The following is a 22,401-nucleotide window of genomic DNA, read 5'->3' as shown; positions in this document are numbered from 1 at the left end:
TCGCCACCCCGCTGGCACCGGCAATGGCTAAAATTCGAATAAAGGAAGGCTCAAACCACCAGAAAATGGTGAACGCGGCGGTTACCATAAACGGATTGGTAACGCTGCCCCGCTAGCTTGGCCGGAAGCGAGGCAGGATCCCTTTGCCGCCTCCAGCGCAACGAGAAATTCAAAGGAACTACCAGTGCGTCAGGCGTTGTCGGGCATCGTTTCCAAATCCGCGTCCCCTCTCAAAACGATCATGATCCTCGCCATGGCGATGACATTCGTCGTCGCGGATGCGGCATCGTCGCTGGCGGCAAAGTCGGCGGCCATCGTCGTCGACGCCAAGACCGGCAAGGTGCTCTATTCGGCAAACGCGGATGGCCGGCGCTATCCTGCCTCGCTGACCAAGATGATGACGCTCTATCTGACCTTCGAAGCGATGGCGAAGGGCAAGATCAGCAGAAACTCGCCGGTCGTGTTTTCGGCTCATGCCTCCGCCGAGGCGCCGACCAAACTGGGCGTGAAGCCGGGCGGATCGGTCACGGTCGAGACGGCGATCCTGTCGATAGTCACCAAGTCGGCCAACGACTCGGCGACGGCGCTTGGCGAAATGATCGGCGGCAACGAAACCAATTTCGCCCGCATGATGACGGCCAAGGCACGGCAGCTCGGCATGAATGGCACCGTCTTCCGCAACGCCAACGGCCTGCCTGATCCGGGACAGTTCACCACCGCGCGCGACATGGCCACCCTTGGCATCGCGCTGCGGGAACATTTCCCCCAGTACTACGGCTATTTCGCGCAGCGGTCCTTTCTCTACGGTCGCCAGCGCATCAATGGCCACAACCGCCTGCTCGGGCGCATCAAGGGCGTCGACGGCATCAAGACCGGCTATACTCGCGCCTCCGGGTTCAATCTCGTCTCGTCCGTTAATGACGGCAACCGCCGCCTTGTCGCCGTTGTCATGGGCGGCACGTCGGGCGGCAGCCGCGACAACCAGATGGCCGGCCTGATCAACACCTATCTGCCGAGGGCCTCGACCCGCGGTGGCGGCGACCTGGTTGCCAAGGCGGACAGCAATCCAATCAAGGCACTTGCGAAGGTTCTCCTGCCCAAGCATGACGCGCCGACCCCGGACGAAAAGCCGGTGGCCGTGGCGGAAGCCGATACGGCTGCCGCGGACGACGCTGCCGCGGACGACGCGACCACGGCTGTCGCGGACGACGCGACAGTTGCCCAGGGCGACAGCGAGGACGAGGATACAGCCGAGGCAGAGGCGCCCAAGCTGGTTGTCCCGGCAAAGAAGGTGAAGACGGTTATCGTCTCCGCCCCAAGGTCGCCACCGCACAGGTCGTGGCCGCCTATACCGAGCCCGCCCCGGCCGCCGTCGATCCCGTCAACACCGCTTCGGTTCCGTCAGGCTGGGCCATCCAGGTTGCCTCCTCGCCCAACCAGTCAGAAGCCCAGGCTTTCCTCGACGCGACCACCAAGCAGGCTCCCAAGGTGCTGGCCGACGCTTCCGGCTTCACCGTCGCTTTCGACAAGGGCGGCGTCACTTACTACCGCGCCCGTTTCGGCGGCTTTGGGTCGAAGGACGCCGCATGGAAGGCCTGCACCGCTTTGAAGAAGAAGAAAATCGAGTGCTACGCCGTCCAGCAATAGGACTGCGTGGAAGATATCTCCCGGAAAAATATTGCGTCGAAGGAGACTAGTTGTGATTGGAGAGCAAGACGTCCTTGGCTTCGTTAATTCGCGCCGCCAGGAAAGACGTGCCGCCGATGTCGGGGTGCAGGCGCTGCATCAGGCGGCGGTGCGCCTTGCGGACATCCGCCGCGGCGGCCCCCGCTTCAAGACCAAGGACCTTGTAGGCCTCCTCCTTAGTCATGGCGCCCGGACCTGGCGCAACACCCAGCCCTTCGCCACCGTTCGTCTCAGCGTTTTTGCGCCAGACGGGAAATCTGCCGTCAAGATACGTCTCTAGCAGTTGGCGGCTCTCCGGATCGCCGGAGAGCTCGCGGTAGAGATGCTGCAATTCCGCTTGGGTCATCGAGCCAAGCATCTTGCCGTCGTGCCGACCGGCAAGAACCAGCCCTTCAAGGCTGCCCGTATCGTGATCGAGTTCCATCTCGAGTGCCGCCGTCCGCACGGTTGAGCGTTTTCCAGCAGCTGGCGTGGCATTTGGCCGCCCGGTACGCGTGGCGCCGTACCAGGCGATTGCCACGAACAGGATGATGCCGCCGATGCCTTGACGCCCGACCAGGAGAACGGCGCCGCCGACCAGCGCCAGCAGGATCGGCCCCAAGGTCCTCATCCCGCTTGCGAGTTGCGCCGGATCCGCACGGAGAAAGGCCGTCGCCATCCCCAGGAGCACCAGCAACAACGCGACCACAACGATAATTGCGCCTAACATTTCCCACCGCCCCGCAGGTATCCTGTCCGCCTTGACAGCCGCGTGATGTCCTTCAACACTTTTTCTGCGCCAGAATCATGGCCTTTACCCCCGCTGGAAGAGGACCATCATACGAACTCCAACGCCGCGGCCTTTGTCGACTTCGACAGTTCTTCATCGCGCATGGATTTCAAGATGTGGCGTTGTCGCGTCGCTTGCAAGTCCAGCGCGAGGCAAGTTTGAGGGCCAGAAATGTCTAGAGCAAGCCGAGATCGGCCAGCTCGCGCCTGAGTTTCGGCGGCATCTCGACCAACCCCGCCTTGCCCTTGCCGAGATCCGCCGGGGCGTCCGCTGGCTTCAGATAACGCCAGCCCTGGAAGGCGCGGCGCGGCTGCCAGTCGGTGCGCACCACCTCGGGATCGAGCATCAGATGGCAGCGACCGATGCCGTCGTCATCGATGAACGGCCGGATTTCCGTGATCAATTGGCGGCACTGCACGCTGCCCTTGATCACCCAGTAGAGCGAACCGCCATCGGTGACCTCGTCGCCACGTGTCGGCACCATGCGGGTGGTGTGCCAGTGTTCGGCTGGTTCGCCGGCACGGCGGCGTTCGTCGAGACGGAAGGCGATCCACTCTTCGAGATCCTCGACACTGTCGCAGCCGACGCAAAGCTTTAGGAGATTGAGAGCCATGCGCTAAGGTTTAGTCCGGAGCGCCGAGACGTCAACGGCCTGGCGGACTTCTCCACAGTGCCGGATTGGGCAAGCTCTCAACACTCCACGACATTGACGGCAAGACCGCCAAGGCTGGTTTCCTTGTACTTCTCGTTCATGTCGAGGCCGGTCTGGCGCATGGTCTCGATCGCGGCATCGAGTGGCACGAAATGCACGCCGTCGCCTTTGATCGCCAGGGACGCGGCCGTGACCGCCTTGACGGCACCCAGCGCGTTGCGTTCGATGCACGGTACCTGCACCAGCCCGCCGACGGGGTCGCAGGTCATGCCGAGATGATGCTCGAGCGCGATTTCGGCGGCATTCTCGACCTGTTCGGGCGTGCCGCCCATGACGGCGCACAGGCCGGCGGCCGCCATTGCCGAGGCTGAGCCCACCTCGCCCTGGCAGCCGACCTCGGCGCCGGAGATGGACGCATTGGACTTGATGATGCCGCCGACCGCCGCTGCCGTCAGCAGGAAATCGCGGATGCTCGGCTGGTCGGCCTCGGGATGGAAATGCAGCCAGTAGCGCAGCACCGCCGGCAACGTGCCCGCCGCGCCATTGGTCGGCGCAGTGACCACCCGCCCGCCGGCCGCATTCTCCTCGTTCACGGCCATTGCGTAGATCGACAGCCAGTCATTGGCGAGCAGCGGGTTCGGCCGGTTCTGCTGCCACTGCTCCTGCAATTTGTCATGGAGCTGCCTGGCTCGCCGCCGTACCTTCAGCCCGCCCGGCATGATTCCGTCCTGCGACAGGCCGCGGTCGATGCAGCTCTTCATGGCGCCCCAGATGGCGTCGAGGCCGGTGTCGAGCTCCTCGCGCGACATCTGCGTTTCCTCGTTGGTGCGCTTCATGTCGGCGATGGAAAGGCCGCTCTTGGCCGCCATCTTCAGCATCTCGACCGCGTTCTTGAAGGGATACGGCACTTTCTTGCCCTCGGTCGTGACCGAGCCCTTGACCTTCATCCGCTGCAGCTCTTCTTCCGAAACCACGAACCCGCCGCCGATGGAATAGTAGATGCGCTTGAGCAGCAACCGGCCGCCGGCGTCGTAGGCATGGAACGCCATGCCGTTGGCGTGACCGGTGAGCGGCGTCTTGCGGTCGAGCACCAGATCGGTGGCCGGGTCGAAATGGTAGGAGGGGTGACCGGGCGGTGAAATCAGCTTGTCGGTTGTGATGCGGGCGACAATGCCATCGGCCTGATCGGGGTCGACCGTCTGCGGCGTCTCTCCGGCAAGGCCGAGAATGACGGCACGATCGCTGCCATGGCCGACGCCCGTATAGGCGAGCGATCCATGCAGGCTGGCGCCGATGCGTGCGACCTTGGTGCCGGCCGGGCGCGGCCAGTCGTCGCCCGCGACCTCGTCGAGAAAGCGGCGCGCGGCCGTCATCGGGCCCATCGTGTGCGAACTCGAAGGGCCGATGCCGATCTTGAACAGGTCGAAAACCGAAAGGAACACGCTGTCTCCTGGGTCACGTCGAGGACTACATATAGGAACTCCCGGGATGTTTCCGCTCTTTTGACGATCGCGGCGCAGCACCTGCCGACCTTGTTTGCTCCTGCAGCGACATTGATTGTTTGTCGCCATATGCGGCGATCGAAGCGATCGCACTGGATATGGTAAACTCAACCATGGGCGATTCCTCCTATCTGTCGGCGGCCGATCTCGCGGCGCTTGGCTTTTTCCTCCTTGCATGGGTGCTGCACACGCTCGCGTCCGATGGCAAGCTGGTTAGCCGCATGTCGCTGACGACCGCCATGAATGCGCAACGCGAGGCCTGGATGCGCACCATGGCCGAGCGCGAGATCCGCATCGTCGACACCGCCATTATGAGCGGCCTGCAGCAGGGAACCGCCTTCTTCGCCTCCAGTTCGCTGATCGCGCTCGGCGGCTGTTTCGCCCTGCTTGGCGCGTCGGACCGCGTCATCGAGGTTCTCAGCGACCTCCCGCTGGGCGGCGTGCCGGATCGAGCCGCTTTTCAGATCAAGGTGCTGGGGCTGGGGCTGATTCTCGCCTTTTCCTTCTTCAAGTTCGGCTGGGCCTACCGGCTGTTCAACTATTGCTCGATCCTGATCGGCGCGGTGCCGATCCCGCATGGCGAAGCCTCGCGCAATCCGGTTACGCAAACGGCCGTGTGGCGCGCGACGCAAATGAACATGCTGGCGGGCAAGCATTTCAACTCGGGCCTGCGCGGCGTGTTCTTCTCGATCGGCTATCTCGGCTGGTTCGTCGATCCCCTGGTGTTCGTGCTTTCGACGCTTCTGCTGCTGGCCGTCCTGGTGCGGCGCCAGTTCTTCTCGGAGGCACGGCGCGCCGTCATCGGTCAGCCGCCCGGCGCCGGAAACGGCTGATCGATGCGCCCGGAAAGCCAATAGGCTAAAAGTCCGATCCACTCGCGAACCGCCATCGTGGTCGCCTGCAGCGAATCGGACGGATTGTCTCGGAACAGGCCGATGCCTTCCTTGCCCGAGGTGCGATAGTCGACCGGCCATGGAGCGGTTGGAAAACCGGCCTTGTCGAACAGCGCCTTGGCGCGAGGCATGTGAAAGGCTGATGTCACCAGCAGCCATGTCTCGCCCGGCTTGGGTTTGACCAGTTCGCGGCTGAAGACCGCGTTCTCGTAAGTGTTACGGGATTTGTCTTCGAGGATCAGACGGTCGGCCGGCACACCCAGCGCCTCGAGCAGGCGCGGCGCCGTGTCGGCATCACCTTCGCCATCGAAGACCAGGGAGCCGTTTCCACCGGAGACCACCACTTTTGCCTGCGGGAAACGCAGGGCGAGAATTGCGGTCTCGACCATGCGATCGCCGCTGCTGTTCAATTCATGGCCGCCACGCGCGAGGTTGATAGCACCCTCGAAGCCGCCGCCGAGCACGACGATACCGTCCACCTTCTCCGGCAGCGACGGCTTGGGAAAGCGTTCCTCCAACGGATTGAGCATCATGGCGCCGAGCGACGTCCAGGCCGACAGCGCAAGGATCAGAAACGCCAGCACACTGCCGGTGACGGCAAGTCGCCGCCGGCCGATCATTCCCGCGATCAGCGCTGCCAAAAGCAGGAAGATTGTCAGATTGAGTGGCTGGATGAAGAACCAGAAGACCTTGGAAAGATAGTAGAACATCGCTCAACCCTTACAGCGTCAAGGACGCCGTAATGCTTCAGTTTTACGCATGATCCTATCCGAAAATCGATCGCGATTTTCGGGGCCATGCGTCAGACCAGCGATACCCTTACCACCATTTCTCCGGCTGAAAGGTGCCGGCCGCCTGCTCGATGACGGCGGCGGTCTGAAACAGCGTCTCTTCCTCGAACGGCCTGCCGATCAATTGCAGGCCGAGCGGCAACCCCTTGGGATCGAGGCCGGCGGGCACGGCAATGCCGGGCAGACCGGCCATGTTCACGGTGACCGTGAAAATGTCGTTGAGGTACATCTTGACCGGATCGGCCGCCATGTCCTCGTCGGCGATGCCAAAGGCGGCGGACGGTGTAGCCGGGGTCAGGATGACATCGACGCCGGCGGCGAAGACGTTTTCGAAGTCGCGCTTGATCAGATTGCGCACCTTCTGTGCCTGCAGATAGTAGGCGTCGTAATAGCCGGCCGACAACACATAGGTGCCGATCATGATGCGGCGCTTGACCTCGCGGCCGAAGCCGGCGGCGCGGGTCTTCTCATACATCTCGACGATGTCCTTGCCCGGCACGCGCAAGCCGTAGCGGACGCCGTCATAGCGCGCGAGGTTGGACGACGCCTCGGCGGGAGCCACGATGTAATAGGCCGGCAGTGCGTATTTGGTGTGCGGCAGGGAGATGTCGACGATCTCGGCGCCGGCGTCCCTGAGCCAGGCAATGCCCTTCTGCCACAGGGCCTCGATCTCCTCCGGCATGCCCTCGACGCGGTATTCCTTGGGAATGCCGACCTTCATGCCTTTGATCGGCTTGCCGATCGCAGCCTCGTAGTCCGGCACCGGCCTGTCGACGGACGTCGTGTCCTTCGGATCGACCGAGGCCATGGATTTCAAAAGAATGGCAGCGTCGCGCACGTCGCGAGCGATCGGCCCGGCCTGGTCGAGCGACGAGGCGAAGGCGACGATGCCCCAGCGCGAGCAGCGGCCGTAGGTCGGCTTGATGCCAACCGTGCCGGTGAAGGCGGCTGGCTGGCGGATCGAGCCGCCGGTATCGGTCGCCGTCGCACCGGCACACAGGAAGGCCGAGACGGCAGTCGCCGAACCACCGGAAGACCCACCTGGCACCAGCTGTGCATTGTCGAGGCTACGCTGGGTCCTCGTGCCGCCGGCCGACACGAAGCCGCCATCCCCTTGATGTGTCGTCGGCATCACCACCGTATCGAGGCGCGAACGCCGCCACGGATTGATGACCGGGCCATAGTAGGAGGTCTCATTGGACGAGCCCATGGCGAACTCGTCCATGTTGAGCTTGCCCAGCATGACCGCGCCATCGGCCCACAGATTGGATGTGACGGTCGATTCATAGCGCGGCTTGAAGCCATCGAGCACATGGCTGCAGGCCTGGGTATGGACGCCCTCGGTGCCGAACAGGTCCTTGATCCCCAGCGGGATGCCTTCCAGCGCGCCGCCCTCACCCTTGACCAGCCTGGCGTCGGATGCCTTGGCCATGTCGCGCGCTTTGTCGCCGGTGACCGCGACATAGGCATTGAGCGCGGCATTGGCGCGATCGATCGCCGAGAGATAGCTTTCCGTCAGTTCGGTCGCGGTGATTTCCTTGCCGCGCAGCTTGGCGCGGGCCTGCGAAATCGTCAGTCGGGTCAGGTCGCTCATCATAGGCTCTTTTCGTAAAACACCGACCACTCGGAATCGGGATAATCGAGCACCGGCCCGCAGCGCGAGAACCCGGCACGTTCATAGACGGTCCAGGCGGCCGGATGGCGATCACCGGTCTCCAGCACCAGCCGCTTCAATCCTTCATCGCGCGCCAGCGCCTCGAGCCTCTCGACGATGCCGGCGCCGATCTTGCGGCCGCGATGCGATGGCCTGATATACATACGCTTGACCTCGCCGATCGCGTCGCCGTGCCGCTTCAGCGCGCCACAACCAATGGCGATCCCATTATCGCGAGCGATGAAAACCGTCGTGTCCTGCCCCGCCATCTGCTCGACAGTCAGATGGTAGCAATGCTCCGGCGGCGTCAATTCGAGCAAGGTTTCGTCGAGCTCACTCACCAGGCCGCGCACGTCGTCCTGCAGCGGCGTCTCGATGGCGATCTCGATTGCCATCGCCGCCTTACTCCACGACCTTCGGCACGAGGAAGAAATTCTCGTCGGTCGCCGGTGCGTTGGCGACGATGTCGGCCGCCTTGTTGCCGTCGGTGACGGCATCCGCGCGCTTCTTCATCTCCATCGGCGTCACTGAGGTCATCGGTTCGACACCGGAAACATCGACCTCGTTCAACTGTTCGACGAAGCCCAATATGGCGTTCAACTCGCCGGTCATCCGCTCGGCATCTTCCTCGCTCACGGCGATGCGGGCGAGATGCGCGACGCGCTTCACTGTCTTGACATCAACGGACATGCTTCAGCCTCGGGGAAAACCAGATCGCGCTATAGCGGCGCGGCGCGCGGCGCGCAACATGCGCCGGCCGACAATCGGGCAAACAGCTTCATGGCAGGGCAACGCCCTCGCACAGATAATAGCTGCCGCTGTTACCGCTCGCCTCGCTCTCATCGTCGATGGGTCGGACCGAGACGAGATCGAGCTGCGTCGGGCTGATCCGCGTCACCGACAGGACATCCGGAAAGACGTAGCCCGGTTCCTGGCAGATGGCTGTCACCGCCCAGCTCGGCGAGCGCGTCGCTTTGCTGACTTGAACGAACTCGCAGCTATATTCGACGCCCTGCAGGCCATGCACCGAAAGCACGATGTTGCCGGCATCGACAAGCGTCTGCAGCGTCTCCTTCCTGGCCTGTCCACAAAGCTCCTCGGACTGCAGATAGACGCCGTCGATGAAATCATCGGCGGCGAGCGCGGGCGACGCCGCGACAACCATCGACACGCAAAGAGATCGCCCCAACGCCATGGGTTTGTTCCGCTTTCGTAGTTTCTAGATGGTAATCGCTTGGCCAATCTTCGGCAACGCGACCTTGACGCCCGACCCTTCCAAGCCGGCTTCGAACTTCTCGGGCGTCGGATCGATCATCGGAAACGTGCCGAAATGGCAAGGGACAACCGTGTCGAATTTGAAGAAGCGGCGGCAGGCAAGGGCTGCCACCGCGCCGCCCATGGTGAAGCGGTCGCCGATCGGGACGATGCCGATCTTCGGCTCGTGCAGCTCGTTGATCAGCGCCATGTCGGAAAAGATGTCGGTATCGCCCATATGATAGAGCGTGCGGTCATCCGGGAAATGCAGGACGAGCCCGCCCGGATTGCCGAGATAGACGTTCCTGCCGCCGTCTTCGCCAAATGAGGAGGAGTGCAGCGCCTGGACGAAGGTGGTGGTGAAGCCGCCGCAATCGACCGTGCCGCCGATGTTGCCTGGATTGATCTTCTTGTCGCTGACGCCCTTGCCGACGAGATACATGCAGATTTCGAAATTGGCGACCAGTTGGGCGCCACTCTTGCCGAGCACTTCCACGGCGCCGCTGATGTGGTCGCTGTGCCCGTGCGTCAAAAGTACGTGCGTGATCCCTTCGGCCGGCCCTTCCCAACCGCCGGTCCAGGACGGGTTGCCGATCAGATAAGGGTCGATCAGGATTTTCGCGGCACCGGTTTCGATGCGGAAGGCCGAGTGGCCGTACCAGGTCAATTTCATCAATGCATTCCTCGATTTTTGCCGAGCCAGAGGATAGAACGCCGCTAGCCCCGAGATCAAAGGGTATAGTGTCCGCCGCGCACTCGAAAAGACGCGTGCTACCGAAAAGACGAGGGAAAACCGTTGGCTGTCATCACGATTGAACAATTGCCGGCGCGCCTCGCCGACGGCAGGACCCTGGCGGGGCTCGATCTCGGCGACAAGACGATCGGTGTCGCGGTTTCCGACCGGGGTTTCTCCTTCGCTCATCCCCGCCCGGTCATCCTCAGAAAGAAATTCTCGCTCGACGCGGCCGTCCTTTTGGCGTTGCTGGAGAAGGAGAATGTCGGTGCGGTGGCGATCGGCCTGCCGATCAACATGGATGGATCCGAAGGCCCACGCGCCCAGAAATCCCGCGCCTTCGTGCGCAACATGGCGCAACTGAGCGACCTGCCCTTCGTGTTCTGGGATGAGCGGCTATCGACGGTGGCGGCCGAACGGACGCTGATAGAAATGGACTTCTCGCGCGCCAAACGCGCCGGCAAGATCGATTCGGCGGCAGCCGCCTTTATTCTGCAGGGAGTTTTGGACCGGCTTCAGTCGCTCGATGCAGCCGATCGAACGGAACCGGACCCGTCCAGCTCCGGCTGACCCAGCCCAAAATCTCACGACGCCTGCGGAACGCCCACAAGGCCATCAGCAGAAGCCCGTCGAAGACGCAAGTCTTCGCTACCATTCCGGGAATGATCGATGGGTCGATGCCCAGAATCTGGCCGTAGAGTTGGAAGAAGAAGTCGTGCGTCTGCCGGCTGAACATGACGTAGCCGAAATTGATGTCGTTGGCCGACAGATAGAACCAGCCCCAGAAAATTGCCATCGGGGCGGCCCACATTCCGAAGATATAACGCATCAGCGACCTCCCTTGCCCTTCGGGCCGGTCCGGCCCGATATCAGGGAGAGCAGTGAATTGTGCGCCGCGGCCTTCGCCATGCTGTGCGCGGTGGCGTGGAAATCGTCCTCACCCAATGCGGCTACCGACCGTCGTTCGGCGAGCATCGCGACATAGGAGGCCAGAAGTGCGGCCAATTGCACCGCCACCACCATGAACAGACCGTTGATGCCTTGGGCCGCGCCGCCGATCAGGATCATCGACATCACGCCGGAAGCGGAAATAAAGGCGATGCGAACGACGCTGTCGGCACCCGGACTGGACGCGTCATTGATCAGCGTATCGACAAAGGCCCAGAAGAACAGCACCGCCACGACCAGCAATGCGGTCGCCAGCGGGGCGACCACGACGATGTTCTCCAGATTGATCAATCGGGCGCTCTCGACGGTCACGCCGAGTACGCCAAGAGCCGCCGCCACACCTCGATTTCCATCGATACAGATCAGCGCGAGCAGAGCGAAAACGATCGCCCAGTGCACCGACAGAAAGGAGGTCAATACGTGTCGCATCGTGATTCCTGCTTCGACAGGAATGACAGTGGGCTTTGCGGTTCGTCACCGCAATGGAAACCATTTGTTAAGGTTAACGGCAACGGTGGGCGTCGGCAACGCCCTCGGCGAGCGACATCCCCGTCAATTCACCGGCGGATAGAGCGTATCGATGATCATGCGCGCATCGTGACGCGAATCGAGCATACCGTAGGTATTGCGCCACTGGCCTGCGAGCCGCGTCTCGACGAAAGCATCGGCGATCCGCCCTGCCCCCAGCCGGCGCAACTCGGCGGCCGCCGCCGACAGCGCAAGCTGTTCCGTCAGCAGCCGGGCCGAGCCCTCGTCGGTCGAAGCGACCTGCATGGCCGCCTTCAGAACACCGATCGTGCCGCGCCCGCCGGCGCCGAGGTCGCGGTCGATGCCACCCAGCACCTCTTCGAAAAGGCCGGGCGCGCGGCCAAGCACGCGCAGCACGTCGAGCGCCATGACATTGCCCGATCCTTCCCAGATCGCGTTGACAGGCGCTTCACGGTAATAGCGGGCGAGCGGAGCTTCCTCGACATAGCCATTGCCGCCAAGGCATTCCATCGCCTCGTAGAGCAGCGGCGGCGCGATCTTGCAGACCCAGTATTTGACGACCGGCGTCATGGCGCGGGCGAACGCCGCCTCGCCGCGGTCGCTTGCCGCCTCGTCGAAGGAACGCGCCAGCCGGAATGACAGCGCGGTCGCCGCGGCGACATCGAGCGCCATGTCGGCCAGCACGCGCTGCATAAGCGGTTGCTCGATCAGGTTGGTTCCGAACACCTGGCGATGGCGGGCATGGTGGATCGCTTCGGCCAGCCCCGCCCGCATGATCGCCGAAGACGCCACCGCGCAGTCGAGCCGGGTCAGCGTCACCATGTCCATGATCGTCTTGACGCCGGCGCCGGGCTCGCCGACCATCTCGCCGATGGCGTTGACGAACTCGACCTCGGAAGACGCGTTGGAGCGGTTGCCGAGCTTGTCTTTCAGCCGCTGGAAGCGGAAGCCATTCCCCGACCCGTCGCCGAGCACACGTGGCACCAGGAAGCACGACAGCCCCTCCGGCGCCTGCGCCAGCACCAGGAAGGCATCCGACATCGGCGCCGACATGAACCATTTGTGTCCCGTCAGGCGGTAGAACCCGCTTCCGACGCGTTCCGCCCTGGTCACATTGGCACGCACATCCGTGCCGCCCTGTTTCTCGGTCATGCCCATGCCGAGCGTCAGTCCGGTCTTCTCGACCGGTGGCTTCTGGCTCTGGTCGTATTTGCGGGTCGTCACCCGCGGCGCCCATTCGCGAAACAGTTTTGGGCTGGCCATCAATGCCGCCAGCGAGGCGCTGGTCATGGTGATGGGGCACAGGTGCCCGGTCTCGAGTTCCGCCGTCAGGTAGAAACGGGCGGCCCGCACCTGATGGCGGCGGCCAATCTCGGCATCGCCATTTTCCCAGACCGAGGAGTGCAGGCCGTTGGCCACCGAACGGCGCATCAAGGCGTGGTAGGCAGGATGGAATTCGACCAGGTCGATGCGCCGTCCCTGGCGATCGTGCGTCCTGAGTTTAGGCGTCTCGACATTGGCGAGGCGCGCCAGTTCCTGCGCTTCTTGCGTGAGCACGAAACGGCCAAGCCCGTCGAGATCCTTGCGCACCGGATCGGAGAAGCGCTCGGCAAGCTGGATCAGCAACGGATCGCCTCGCCAGGCGTTGCCGCCCGTCAGCGGCGGCGGCTGGTTCGTTACGTCGTCGGTCACGCCCAATCCTTCTAGAAAGGCCTTATCGTCGGGAAGCCTCGAATCCGAGGCCGTCGGCTAGATATAGCCAAGCGCTGCTGCGCGCGCGACGAAAATACCGGGGAGAACGGCGTCAATGCAAAGCGGGTGCTTGCGGGCGCGAAATCTGCACCCTATAGCAGCCCCTTGAGATGACCGACGCTTCGTCCCTGCCACTCTATCCTCACCGCCATCTTTTGGGCATCAGCGATCTTTCGCCCGCCGACATCGAGCTGTTGCTCGACAGGGCGGATCGGGCGGTCGCGATCTCGCGGCAGTCTGAGAAAAAGACCTCGACGCTGCGCGGCCGCACCCAGATCAACCTCTTCTACGAAGCCTCGACCCGCACGCAGTCCTCGTTCGAACTGGCTGGAAAGCGGCTCGGCGCCGATGTCATGAACATGTCGGTGGCAAGCTCCTCGGTGAAGAAGGGCGAAACGCTTATCGATACCGCAATGACATTGAACGCCATGCGGCCCGACATATTGATCATCCGCCACCAGTCGGCGGGCGCCGCGGCTCTTCTGGCGCAGAAGGTCGGCTGCTCGGTTGTCAATGCCGGCGACGGCGCGCATGAACACCCGACACAGGCACTGCTCGACGCGCTCACCATTCGCCGCGCCAAGGGTCCACTGTCGAAGCTGATCGTGGCGATCTGCGGCGACATCCTGCATTCGCGCGTGGCGCGCTCCAACATCATGCTGCTCAACGCCCTCGGCGCACAGGTGCGGGTGGTGGCGCCCTCGACGCTGCTGCCCTCGGGCATCGACAGGATGGGCGTGATCGTCTGCCGCTCGATGGCGGAAGGCTTGAAGGACGCGGATGTGGTGATGATGTTGCGCTTGCAGCGCGAGCGCATGGAAGGCGCCTTCGTGCCGTCGGTGCGCGAATATTTCCGCTATTTCGGCCTTGATGCCGAGAAGCTGAAGGCTGCCAAGGACGACGCGCTTGTCATGCATCCCGGCCCGATGAACCGCGGTGTCGAGATCGCCTCCGAAATCGCCGACGGCCCGCAAAGCGTCATCCAGGAACAGGTGGAAATGGGCGTCGCCGTGCGCATGGCGGTGATGGAAGCGCTGCTTGATCCCCGTCGGAATCAAGACGGCCGCAATCAAGAGGGTCGCGGCGCATGAGCACGACTGTCTTTGAACGCGCCCGCATCGTCGACCCTTCGCGCGGCATCGACGAAGTCGGCTCCGTCATAGTCGATGGCAAGAAAATCGTTGCCGCGGGCAAGGCGGCGCTGAACCAGGGCGTCCCTGACGGCGCCACGGCAATCGACTGTGCCGGCAAGGCGATCATGCCAGGTTTGATCGATGGCCGGGTCTTCATCGGCGAGCCGGGCGGCGAGCATCGCGAAACCATCGCTTCGGCCAGTGTCGCCGCGGCCGCCGGCGGGGTGACGTCGATCGTCATGATGCCCGACACCGACCCCGTGATCGACAATGTGGCGCTGGTCGAATTCGTGCTGCGCACCGCCAAGGATACGGCCGTCGTCAACATCTTTCCGGCCGCCGCCATCACCAAGGGCCTCCACGGGCGCGAGATGACGGAGTTCGGCCTGCTGCGCGAGGCCGGCGCGGTCGCCTTCACCGATGGCCGGCACACCATATCGAGCGCGCTGGTGATGCGCCGCGCGCTGACCTACGCGCGCGATTTCGGCGCCACCATTGTCCATGAAACGCAGGATGCCGACCTTGGGTCATCGGGCGTCATGAATGAAGGCCTGTACGCCAGTTGGCTCGGTCTTTCCGGCATTCCGCGTGAAGCCGAATCCATCCCGCTCGAGCGGGACCTTGCGCTGGCGCGGCTGACGCGGGGTTCGTACCATGCCGCGAAGATCTCGACGGCCATGGCGGCAAGCGCCATGGCGCGGGCGAAGGCCGACGGCGCGGCAGTGACATCGGGCGTGTCGATCCACAATCTGTCGCTCAATGAAAACGACGTCGGCGAATACCGCACCTTCTTCCGCCTGACACCACCGCTGCGCGCCGAGGAAGACCGGCTGGCTGTCATCGAGGCGGTCAGGGACGGTACGGTCGATGTCATCGTCTCTTCGCATGATCCACAGGATGTCGACACCAAGCGCCTGCCCTTCGCCGACGCCGCGGCTGGAGCCATCGGCCTCGAAACCCTGCTGGGCGCCGCCTTGCGGCTCTACCACAATGGCGATGTGCCTTTGCTCCGGCTGATCGAAACCTTGTCCACCGCGCCGGCGAGGCTGTTCGGATTGCCCGGCGGCACGCTGAAGCCGGGCGCGGCAGCCGACCTGGCGCTTGTCGATCTCGATGAACCCTGGATCGTCAGTGAAAGCGGCATCCGCTCGCGCTCGAAAAACACCTGTTTCGAAGGCGCACGGCTGCAAGGCAAGGTCTTGCAAACGCTGGTGGCGGGCCGCACAGTGTTTTCCGCCTGAGCCGGCAATAGCCATGCGACATCGAGCATGGCCGGGGGAAATGCGGGGGAAACAATGACTTATGGCCTGATCCTGGCGTTGGTGTTCGGTTATCTGTTGGGCTCAATTCCGTTCGGCCTGCTGCTTACCCGCGCGGCCGGCCTCGGTGACGTGCGCAAGATCGGCTCCGGCAATATCGGAGCCACCAATGTACTGCGCACCGGCAACAAGGGGCTTGCCGCCGCGACCTTGCTGCTTGACGCGCTGAAGGGCACGGCCGCCGTGCTGATAGCAGGCCATTTCGCGCCTGAAACGGCGGTCTGGGCTGGGCTTGGCGCTTTTCTGGGGCACCTGTTTCCGGCATGGCTGGGGTTTAAAGGAGGCAAGGGCGTCGCGACCTATCTCGGCGTGCTGACCGGCCTCGCCTGGCAGGTGGCGCTGATCTTCGCCGTCGTCTGGCTGGTGATGGCTTTTCTGTTTCGCTTCTCCTCGCTGGCAGCGCTTGCGGCAGCCGTCGTCGTCCCGATCGCCCTCTACTTCATGAGCACACCCCAGGTTGCAGCGCTGTTCGTGGTGATGAGCATCATCGTTTTCATCAAGCATAGGGCCAACATTTCGCGGCTGATGGCCGGCACCGAAGGCAAGATCGGAGCCAAGGGGTGAGCGAACCGGCCGCCGGGCCGCGTCTCACCGATCGCCAGCGACTGAGCTGGCTGCGGCTGATCCGCACCCAGAATGTCGGCCCGGCCTCCTTTCGCGACCTGATCAACCGTTTCGGTTCGGCCGAGGTCGCGTTGGAAATGCTGCCGGAACTGATGATTTCCGGTGGCGCCAACCGGATCGTGCGCATCCCTTCCCTGGCCGAAGCCGAGACCGAGATGGAGGCCGCGCGGCGGGTCGGTGCACGCTTTGTCGGCATCGGCGAGGCAGACTACCCGCCGCTGCTGCGCAGCATGGACAATCCGCCGCCGCTGCTGGCGCTCAAGGGTAATGCCGCGGTGTTCCGGTTGCCGGGGGTCGCGATCGTCGGCGCGCGCAACGCGTCGCTCGCGGGCATCAAGATGGCGCGCATGCTGGCAGCCGATCTCGCAAGAGACGGCTACGGCATCATCTCCGGCCTGGCGCGCGGCATCGACACGGCAGCGCATCAGGGCAGTCTCTTGACCGGTACGGTCGGAGTGCTCGCCGGTGGCCTCGACCTGCCCTACCCGCCCGAAAATGCCGGCCTGTGCGATGACATCACCGAGCGCGGCGCCGTCATCTCGGAAATGCCGTTCGGCTGGCAGCCGCGTGCCCAGGATTTCCCGCGCCGCAACCGCCTTGTCGCCGGTGCCGCCCTTGGATTGGTCGTGGTCGAGGCTGCGCAGCGCTCCGGCTCGCTGATCACCGCCAGGCTTGCCGGCGAGATGGGCCGACTGGTCTTTGCCGTGCCCGGCTCCCCGCTCGATCCGCGCGCAGCCGGCACCAATGGCCTGCTCAAGGACGGCGCCACGCTGGTCACCGAAGCTTCCGACATTTCCAGGGCGATCCTTCCGCTGACCGGTATGCGGGCGCCCGATCCGCCGCCGTTTGAGGACCCACCAGACTTTTCGGCCACACCGCCACCAGGCGAGAGCGACCGAGCCAAGGTGATCGAAGCGCTGGGGCCGACACCGGTGCCGGTCGACGAGATCATCCGCCACACCGGCCTGCACCCCGCCCAGGTTTTCATGGTGCTGCTTGAACTCGACCTCGCCGGCCGGCTTGAACGCCACGCCGGCGGCAATGTTTCGCTGGTTTTCGGAGACGGCTAACCCGCCTCAGTGCCGGTCGGTCTTTTTATCCTCCGCCTCGGCGTAATCCTGTGTGTTGGCGTCAAAGAGATCCTTTTGGACAAACTGGAGCCAGACCTCGTCCGCGTCCGGCGGGCGCGACGGATCCAAACTCGGCTCGCCCTCGTGCGCATTCGGGAGCGACCGCCGGAGTAGCCAAGCAGGAATGATCTCCCGGATGAGACTGGTGAATTGGGTCATCACCGACTCCTTCGATTCAAGGGATGGACCAGACCGGTCGATCCACCCAAATTGCTCTGGCTCACCGCACCCAGCCAAGCCAAAGCCTCGCCAACGTCAGCCAGCGCATGGCGCGCCGCTGTCGGTCCGCGCGGTTTTATCCGGATCGAAATGCCGTCCATCTCATTGACGGCCTCGAAACCATTCTCGTCGGATGTGTCGTCGCCCAGAAACACCGGCCGCCTCCCCTCAAAAGCCGGCAGATCCAAAAAGCGCCTGATTGCCGCTCCCTTCGCTGCCTCCAACGGCATCAACTCGACGCCGGCATTGCCGGCCAGCACCCGATACCCCACGGGCAACCTGTCCAGCGCCTGCTCGATCAGTTGCGTCGCGCGCTGCAACAAGTGCGGTGCCGCGCGTGTGTGGATTGCCAGGATCGGGCCCTTGCGCTCGATATAGACGTCCGCACTGCCCAGCTCCGCTTCGATCTCCTCGGCAAGTGCGGCAATGTCGGCCGGCTCTCCCGCCGCCTCGACCGGACCATCACGCGTGAGCCTATGCTCAAGGCCGTAAAGCCCGGCGGCGCGCAATCTGAGGGGCTGAAAAAGATGGTCGACAGCAGCGATCGACCGTCCCGTGATGAACGCCAGAGCTCCGCCCAATTGCAATTCGAGCCCCGCCAACAGCGTCCGCAACTCGTCGCCGACAACCACCGCATCCGGATGCGCGGCATGTTCGAGAAGCGTGCCGTCAATATCGAGGAACAAGGCCCACGCATCCTGCGGGACGTTGGGTTCGGTCAAGTTTGACAATGCCGACATCACAGCGCAGCCACGCGCTTGCGGTCGAGCAGCGATATCACATTGCGGGGAGAACTGGGGCCAAGAGAACTGGAGCCAGGAGAACGTGGGGTGGCGCTAACGGCACGATCGACCGCATCTCGCTTGCGCAGGCGCGCCGCGTCGAACAGCATGCTGCCCGCCCATCGATAGACATTGTTTTCGCGCACGACCTCGCGCATGCGTCGCATGCGCTGACGTTGCTCTTCCGGTGACATGGTCAAGGCCTGCAGCAGGGCGTCGCCCATCATCGCCGCGTCGTAGGGATTGACGATCAGCGCCTCCAGCAATTCCTTCGACGCGCCGGCGAACATGCTGAGCATCAGCACGCCCTGTTCATCCTCGCGCGCCGCAACAAATTCCTTTGCAACCAGGTTCATGCCGTCGTGAAGGCTGGTGACCATGCAGACGTCGGCGGCCCGGTAGATCTCGTACACCTGCGCTTGCGAGTGATGTTCGGTCACCAGCACCACGGGGGTATAGCCGTCACGACCATGGCGCTGGTTGATATCCTCGGCATGGCGCAGACATTCCTCGTACAATTGTTGGTAGGCAGGCAAGGTGCCGCGGCTGGGCGCGGCGATCTGCAGGAACGCGACCTTGCCGATCCATTCCGGATGCAGGGTCAGCAGCTCATCGAGCGCGTTGAGACGATCGAGGATGCCCTTGGTATAGTCGAGGCGTTCGACGCCCACGCAGAGCTTGACGTTTTCGGCCAGCCCGAATTTTTCGCGAATGAGCTGGCGACATTCTGCAACGGCAGGCAGTTTGCTCAGATGCGGCGGCTCCCATTCGATTGAAATCGGATAGGCGTGAACCAGGCTGATCTGGCCGCCATAGGAGATAGCGGAATCCTCACGCTCGATCCTGCTCTCCAGGAAGCGGTCGACGCTATCGATGAAGTTGTTGCAATGGAACTGGGTATGAAAGCCGACGATTGAACTGCCCAGCAGCCCTTCGAGAATCTTCTCGCGCCATGGACAGATGCTGAACACCTCGGAATTCGGCCACGGAATGTGCCAGAAGGTGATGATGATCGCTTCCGGGAGGCGCTCCCGGATCATCCGCGGCAACAGCGCGAAGTGATAGTCCTGGACCAGCACGATGGGCCGCTCGTTGCGGGCCTCCGCAACAACGGTGTCGGCGAATTTGCGGTTGACCGCCTCATAGGCCTCCCAGTCGGAGGCGCGGAATATCGGCCGGGTGAAGGCTATGTGGCACAGCGGCCAGAGCCCTTCATTGGCAAAGCCGAGATAATAGCCTTGCTGTTCTTCCTCGCTCAGCCAGACGCGGCGCAACGTGTAGGAAGGATTTTCAGGCGGCACCTCGACGCGGTCATTTTCATCGACGACAAGCGCATCGGCCGAACCACCGCCATAGGCGATCCATGTGCCGGCGCAGGCACGCGTAATCGGCTCCAGCGCTGAAACCAGCCCGCTGGCAGGCACGACCAGCTCGATATCGTCCCCCTTGCGGTTATGAATGTAGGGTTCGCGATTTGAAACCACGATCACCTGCGCATCGGGAAGTTCCTTCGCCAAAATGTGACGCAGAGTTTCCGGCGACCATTGGACGAGCGCGGCGGTCGCGGATTGCCCATTCTTTTCGAATTCCGGCAATGGACCGCGAACGGGCCCCGGTTCGAAACTGGCGAGCTTCGTGTTTCTGGTCCGACGCGCCCGTGACACCACCACCGCAAGCGCGATGCATAAGATACCGACAATTGCGAGAATGAAGAGCCACAGTGCGGCCGACGGGACGACCAGGTACGAACTGTTGTCGGGCATTTCGAATTGATTACCTTTCAATGGGATGCGGCAGGTCCACCGACAGGAACTCCGGCATCCTTGGCGTGGTGATCCAACGTTCCGCACACATGATGGTTCCGATTTTTCAACTTCTGACCACCAGAGGCACCAGTCCCTCATGCGCATCCGCAAGGAAGGCGCCGACGCGATCTCCCACGCGTTGAAACGTCAGATCCACCGCCACATGTCCTACCGAGAGATGACGAATGACGAGATTGTCGATACCGATCGGCAAACGCGGCTGGGTCACGTGAATTTCGTTCGTCCGACCGTCGACCTGAAGGCCGAGGCAGGCCTGCATGAGCATGAAGGCGGAGCCTGCGGACCAGGCCTGCGGCAGGCAAGCCACTGGATAGGCAATCGGCGCTTCGCCGGCGGCGCGCGTGAACCCACAGAACAGTTCGGGCAGCCGCATGTTGAAATGAACCGCGGATTCGAAGGTCCCGCTCATCAACCGCACCACGCTGTCGCGGATGCCGTAGCGCGCCAGTCCAGCGGCGCAGATCGCGGTGTCGTGCGGCCAGATGGACCCGTTATGATACGACATCGGATTGAAGAAGATCGCGTCGTCGGCCAGCGTCCTCAGCCCCCAGCCGGAATGGAATGAAGCCGACAGCAGCTGGTCGGCGACCATGCGTGCGCGATCCGGATCGGGAAGGCCGACATACAGCAGGTGGCCGGCGTTGGACGTGCGCACCTTGCAGGGTTGGCCATCACCATCGATCGCCAACGCGTAGTAGCTGAGGTCCTCGATCCAGAAATGGCGTTCGACTTGTTGGCGAACGACATCGGCGCGCACTTCCCAATTTTCGGCCCGCTCCTCTTCGCCGCGCAGCCGTGCAAGCTTTGCCAATCCCTGGAATGCTGCAAAGACGTAGCCCTGCACCTCGACCAGCGCGATCGGTCCTTTCGGAATGCGGCCATCGGCATGGAACACGGAATCGAAACTGTCCTTCCATCCCTGGTTGGCAAGGCCGGACTCCGCGGCGCGCTGGTAGGTAAGGAACCCTGTCGAGCGACTGGCTGTCTCGATCCACTCGGCGGCGGCGCACAGCGATGGCCACAGGCCGTCGATGAAAGCCGTGTCTCCCGTGCGATCCGCATAGGCGCAGGCGAGATGGATGTAGAGCGGCGTCGTGTCGACGCCGCCATAATAGCGGCCGAACGGCAACTCACTCAGCGCCGCCATCTCGCCCTTGCGGGTCTCGTGCATGATCTTGCCGGGCTCGGAATCGCTGAAGGGGAGGTCTCGGTCGCCTGATGCTGGGCGAGAAAGGCAAGAACACCACGAGCCAGGCCGGGATTGAGCCAAAGCATCTGCAGAGCTGAAATCACGCCGTCCCGGCCGAAGGCGGTGGAGAACCATGGAATCCCGGCGTATGGGTAAGGGCCGGTCGCCAATTCCGTCGTGAGCAACGCCACATCGGCGCGGGCCCGCTCCATCCAATCATTGAAGACGCGGCCCGAACTGTGGAGTGTCGCCCCGTGCCGGCGCTTGGCGCGCATGCCGAAACGGGCGCGGGCGGCGGCAGCCCGGAACCGCCGGCTTTCGGGGCGGTCTGACGTCTCGCCGCCCACTTCCACGTAAAGCGTCTGGCTGCTTCGCTTGGTAATCGCGATGAAGAAATCCGCCCGCTCGGAGGTCAATTGATCGGGCGTCTGCGAAAACGATATCGCGGATGTTCGTACCACCTTGTCTAAGCCTTCGTAGCGGAGCACGACCGAGTTCCCGTCGATCTCGGCCGTGTGGGCGGTGCCGCGTTTGGACCGGGTCGAGCCCCGGACTTCGAACATGTCCCGAAAATCGGCACCAAAGCGCAGCGACACCAGGACCGTCGAATGCTCCCGACTGTAGTTGGAGAGCGTGATGCGTTCATACAGCCTTTCCTCCCACAGAAGCCTGGCGCGCTCGATATGGATCGCGCCCTGCGGAATCTGGCGGCTTGCGGTGCTCTCGATCGGCAGATTGGTCAGGTTGGTGGTGAACAGGACGTTGTCCTGGCTGAGCGATGCGCCAAGCAACGACAGCGACCGCCCGCCAACCGTCAGGCGAAATTCTGAAAGCACACGCGTGTCGTCGCGGAAGAAGCCGTCGCCGGCGCCACGTATGTCGCCATAGGCATCGGCGACGGCAAAGCAATCGCCATGCTTGAGAGCATAAAGCCGATGCGGCTCCCTGGGGGCGGTTTCGTCCAGCGAAGCCAGTGCTATTGCAGGATCGAGCTTTCGCTCGTCGAGTTGGGTAATGGTCAAGAAGATTGTCCCGTGCTGGTTTCCGAACGGGGTG

The 22,401-nt window shown here is 63.2% G+C and carries 21 protein-coding genes and 2 pseudogenes; 7 read left to right on the top strand and 16 right to left on the bottom strand.

Annotated features, from left to right (window positions below):
* Window positions 1-184: 184 nt before the first annotated feature.
* Window positions 185-1,647, top strand: a pseudogene (locus tag EJ077_RS14800) (SPOR domain-containing protein).
* Between the two features lie 46 nt (window positions 1,648-1,693).
* On the opposite strand, the gene EJ077_RS14795 reads toward EJ077_RS14800, so the two are convergent.
* The 3 genes from EJ077_RS14795 to EJ077_RS14785 all read right to left on the bottom strand — a co-directional run bounded on the left by EJ077_RS14795 (window position 1,694) and on the right by EJ077_RS14785 (window position 4,549).
* Window positions 1,694-2,395, bottom strand: coding sequence for a DnaJ domain-containing protein (locus tag EJ077_RS14795; protein ID WP_208702764.1), 702 nt, complete (start codon window positions 2,393-2,395; stop codon window positions 1,694-1,696).
* A 235-nt stretch (window positions 2,396-2,630) separates the two neighbouring features.
* A complete protein-coding gene (locus EJ077_RS14790) occupies window positions 2,631-3,068 on the bottom strand; it encodes a DUF1489 family protein (protein ID WP_208702763.1) in 438 nt (145 codons plus the stop codon).
* A gap of 77 nt (window positions 3,069-3,145) precedes the next feature.
* Entirely contained in the window at window positions 3,146-4,549 is a 1,404-nt protein-coding gene (locus EJ077_RS14785) for an L-serine ammonia-lyase (protein WP_208702762.1), read from the bottom strand.
* 173 nt (window positions 4,550-4,722) lie between these two features.
* Between EJ077_RS14785 and EJ077_RS14780 the strand changes: the two genes are divergently transcribed.
* Window positions 4,723-5,442, top strand: a complete 720-nt coding sequence (locus tag EJ077_RS14780; protein ID WP_208702761.1) for a DUF599 domain-containing protein — start codon at window positions 4,723-4,725, stop codon at window positions 5,440-5,442.
* Here the strand turns inward: EJ077_RS14780 and EJ077_RS14775 are convergent.
* The 6 genes from EJ077_RS14775 to EJ077_RS14750 all read right to left on the bottom strand — a co-directional run bounded on the left by EJ077_RS14775 (window position 5,415) and on the right by EJ077_RS14750 (window position 9,874).
* Entirely contained in the window at window positions 5,415-6,212 is a 798-nt protein-coding gene (locus tag EJ077_RS14775; RefSeq protein WP_208702760.1) for a YdcF family protein, read from the bottom strand. The two genes, EJ077_RS14780 and EJ077_RS14775, sit on opposite strands and share 28 nt — an antisense overlap.
* Window positions 6,213-6,321: 109 nt before the next feature.
* Window positions 6,322-7,887, bottom strand: coding sequence for an amidase (locus EJ077_RS14770; protein WP_208702759.1), 1,566 nt, complete (start codon window positions 7,885-7,887; stop codon window positions 6,322-6,324).
* Window positions 7,887-8,342, bottom strand: coding sequence for a GNAT family N-acetyltransferase (locus EJ077_RS14765; RefSeq protein ID WP_208702758.1), 456 nt, complete (start codon window positions 8,340-8,342; stop codon window positions 7,887-7,889). Before EJ077_RS14765 ends, EJ077_RS14770 begins: the two co-directional genes overlap by 1 nt.
* Before the next feature lie 7 nt (window positions 8,343-8,349).
* Window positions 8,350-8,637 (bottom strand): Asp-tRNA(Asn)/Glu-tRNA(Gln) amidotransferase subunit GatC, encoded by a 288-nt coding sequence (gene gatC / locus EJ077_RS14760; RefSeq protein ID WP_127280125.1) that lies wholly within the window; start codon window positions 8,635-8,637, stop codon window positions 8,350-8,352.
* A gap of 88 nt (window positions 8,638-8,725) precedes the next feature.
* Window positions 8,726-9,142 (bottom strand): hypothetical protein, encoded by a 417-nt coding sequence (locus EJ077_RS14755; protein WP_135880424.1) that lies wholly within the window; start codon window positions 9,140-9,142, stop codon window positions 8,726-8,728.
* A 24-nt stretch (window positions 9,143-9,166) separates the two neighbouring features.
* Window positions 9,167-9,874, bottom strand: a complete 708-nt coding sequence (locus EJ077_RS14750) for a metal-dependent hydrolase (protein WP_208702757.1) — start codon at window positions 9,872-9,874, stop codon at window positions 9,167-9,169.
* A gap of 123 nt (window positions 9,875-9,997) precedes the next feature.
* On the opposite strand from EJ077_RS14750, the gene ruvX reads away from it, so the two are divergent.
* On the top strand, window positions 9,998-10,504 hold the full coding sequence (ruvX, locus tag EJ077_RS14745) for a Holliday junction resolvase RuvX (RefSeq protein ID WP_208702756.1): 507 nt from the start codon (window positions 9,998-10,000) through the stop codon (window positions 10,502-10,504).
* On the opposite strand, the gene EJ077_RS14740 is transcribed toward ruvX, so the two are convergent.
* From EJ077_RS14740 to EJ077_RS14730, 3 genes are all read right to left on the bottom strand, one after another.
* Window positions 10,422-10,763 carry a DUF6105 family protein gene (locus tag EJ077_RS14740; protein WP_208702755.1) on the bottom strand — a complete coding sequence of 114 codons (342 nt, stop codon included), beginning with the start codon at window positions 10,761-10,763 and terminating at the stop codon, window positions 10,422-10,424. The two genes, ruvX and EJ077_RS14740, sit on opposite strands and share 83 nt — an antisense overlap.
* Window positions 10,763-11,311, bottom strand: coding sequence for a hypothetical protein (locus EJ077_RS14735; protein ID WP_208702754.1), 549 nt, complete (start codon window positions 11,309-11,311; stop codon window positions 10,763-10,765). Before EJ077_RS14735 ends, EJ077_RS14740 begins: the two co-directional genes overlap by 1 nt.
* Before the next feature lie 123 nt (window positions 11,312-11,434).
* Window positions 11,435-13,063, bottom strand: coding sequence for a DNA alkylation response protein (locus EJ077_RS14730; protein ID WP_135915885.1), 1,629 nt, complete (start codon window positions 13,061-13,063; stop codon window positions 11,435-11,437).
* A 170-nt stretch (window positions 13,064-13,233) separates the two neighbouring features.
* Here EJ077_RS14730 and EJ077_RS14725 point away from each other — a divergent pair, with 170 nt between their 5' ends.
* The 4 genes from EJ077_RS14725 to dprA are packed head-to-tail and all read left to right on the top strand — an operon-like array spanning window position 13,234 to window position 17,269.
* Window positions 13,234-14,214: an aspartate carbamoyltransferase catalytic subunit gene (locus tag EJ077_RS14725; RefSeq protein WP_208702753.1), complete on the top strand. Its 981-nt coding sequence runs from the start codon at window positions 13,234-13,236 to the stop codon at window positions 14,212-14,214.
* Window positions 14,211-15,497, top strand: coding sequence for a dihydroorotase (locus EJ077_RS14720; RefSeq protein WP_208702752.1), 1,287 nt, complete (start codon window positions 14,211-14,213; stop codon window positions 15,495-15,497). Before EJ077_RS14725 ends, EJ077_RS14720 begins: the two co-directional genes overlap by 4 nt.
* A gap of 54 nt (window positions 15,498-15,551) precedes the next feature.
* Window positions 15,552-16,139 carry a glycerol-3-phosphate 1-O-acyltransferase PlsY gene (plsY, locus tag EJ077_RS14715; RefSeq protein ID WP_208702751.1) on the top strand — a complete coding sequence of 196 codons (588 nt, stop codon included), beginning with the start codon at window positions 15,552-15,554 and terminating at the stop codon, window positions 16,137-16,139.
* Complete coding sequence (gene dprA, locus EJ077_RS14710) at window positions 16,136-17,269, top strand: DNA-processing protein DprA (RefSeq protein ID WP_208702750.1); 1,134 nt, start codon at window positions 16,136-16,138, stop codon at window positions 17,267-17,269. The genes plsY and dprA overlap by 4 nt, the downstream gene beginning before the upstream one ends.
* Before the next feature lie 6 nt (window positions 17,270-17,275).
* Here dprA and EJ077_RS14705 read toward each other — a convergent pair whose 3' ends face one another.
* From EJ077_RS14705 to EJ077_RS14690, 4 genes and pseudogenes are all read right to left on the bottom strand, one after another.
* Window positions 17,276-17,488, bottom strand: coding sequence for a hypothetical protein (locus EJ077_RS14705; protein WP_208702749.1), 213 nt, complete (start codon window positions 17,486-17,488; stop codon window positions 17,276-17,278).
* Window positions 17,488-18,288 carry a trehalose-phosphatase gene (gene otsB, locus EJ077_RS14700; RefSeq protein ID WP_208702748.1) on the bottom strand — a complete coding sequence of 267 codons (801 nt, stop codon included), beginning with the start codon at window positions 18,286-18,288 and terminating at the stop codon, window positions 17,488-17,490. The genes EJ077_RS14705 and otsB overlap by 1 nt, the downstream gene beginning before the upstream one ends.
* The gene (locus EJ077_RS14695) at window positions 18,288-20,093 is read right to left on the bottom strand and encodes an alpha,alpha-trehalose-phosphate synthase (UDP-forming) (protein ID WP_208702999.1); all 1,806 of its coding nucleotides are present in this window, start codon (window positions 20,091-20,093) and stop codon (window positions 18,288-18,290) included. Before EJ077_RS14695 ends, otsB begins: the two co-directional genes overlap by 1 nt.
* A 106-nt stretch (window positions 20,094-20,199) precedes the next feature.
* Window positions 20,200-22,361, bottom strand: a pseudogene (locus EJ077_RS14690) (glycogen debranching N-terminal domain-containing protein).
* Window positions 22,362-22,401: the final 40 nt, after the last annotated feature.

The sequence above is a fragment of the Mesorhizobium sp. M8A.F.Ca.ET.057.01.1.1 genome, from assembly GCF_003952565.1.
Classification (GTDB): domain Bacteria; phylum Pseudomonadota; class Alphaproteobacteria; order Rhizobiales; family Rhizobiaceae; genus Mesorhizobium.
This window is presented reverse-complemented; position numbering and strand designations above follow the sequence as displayed.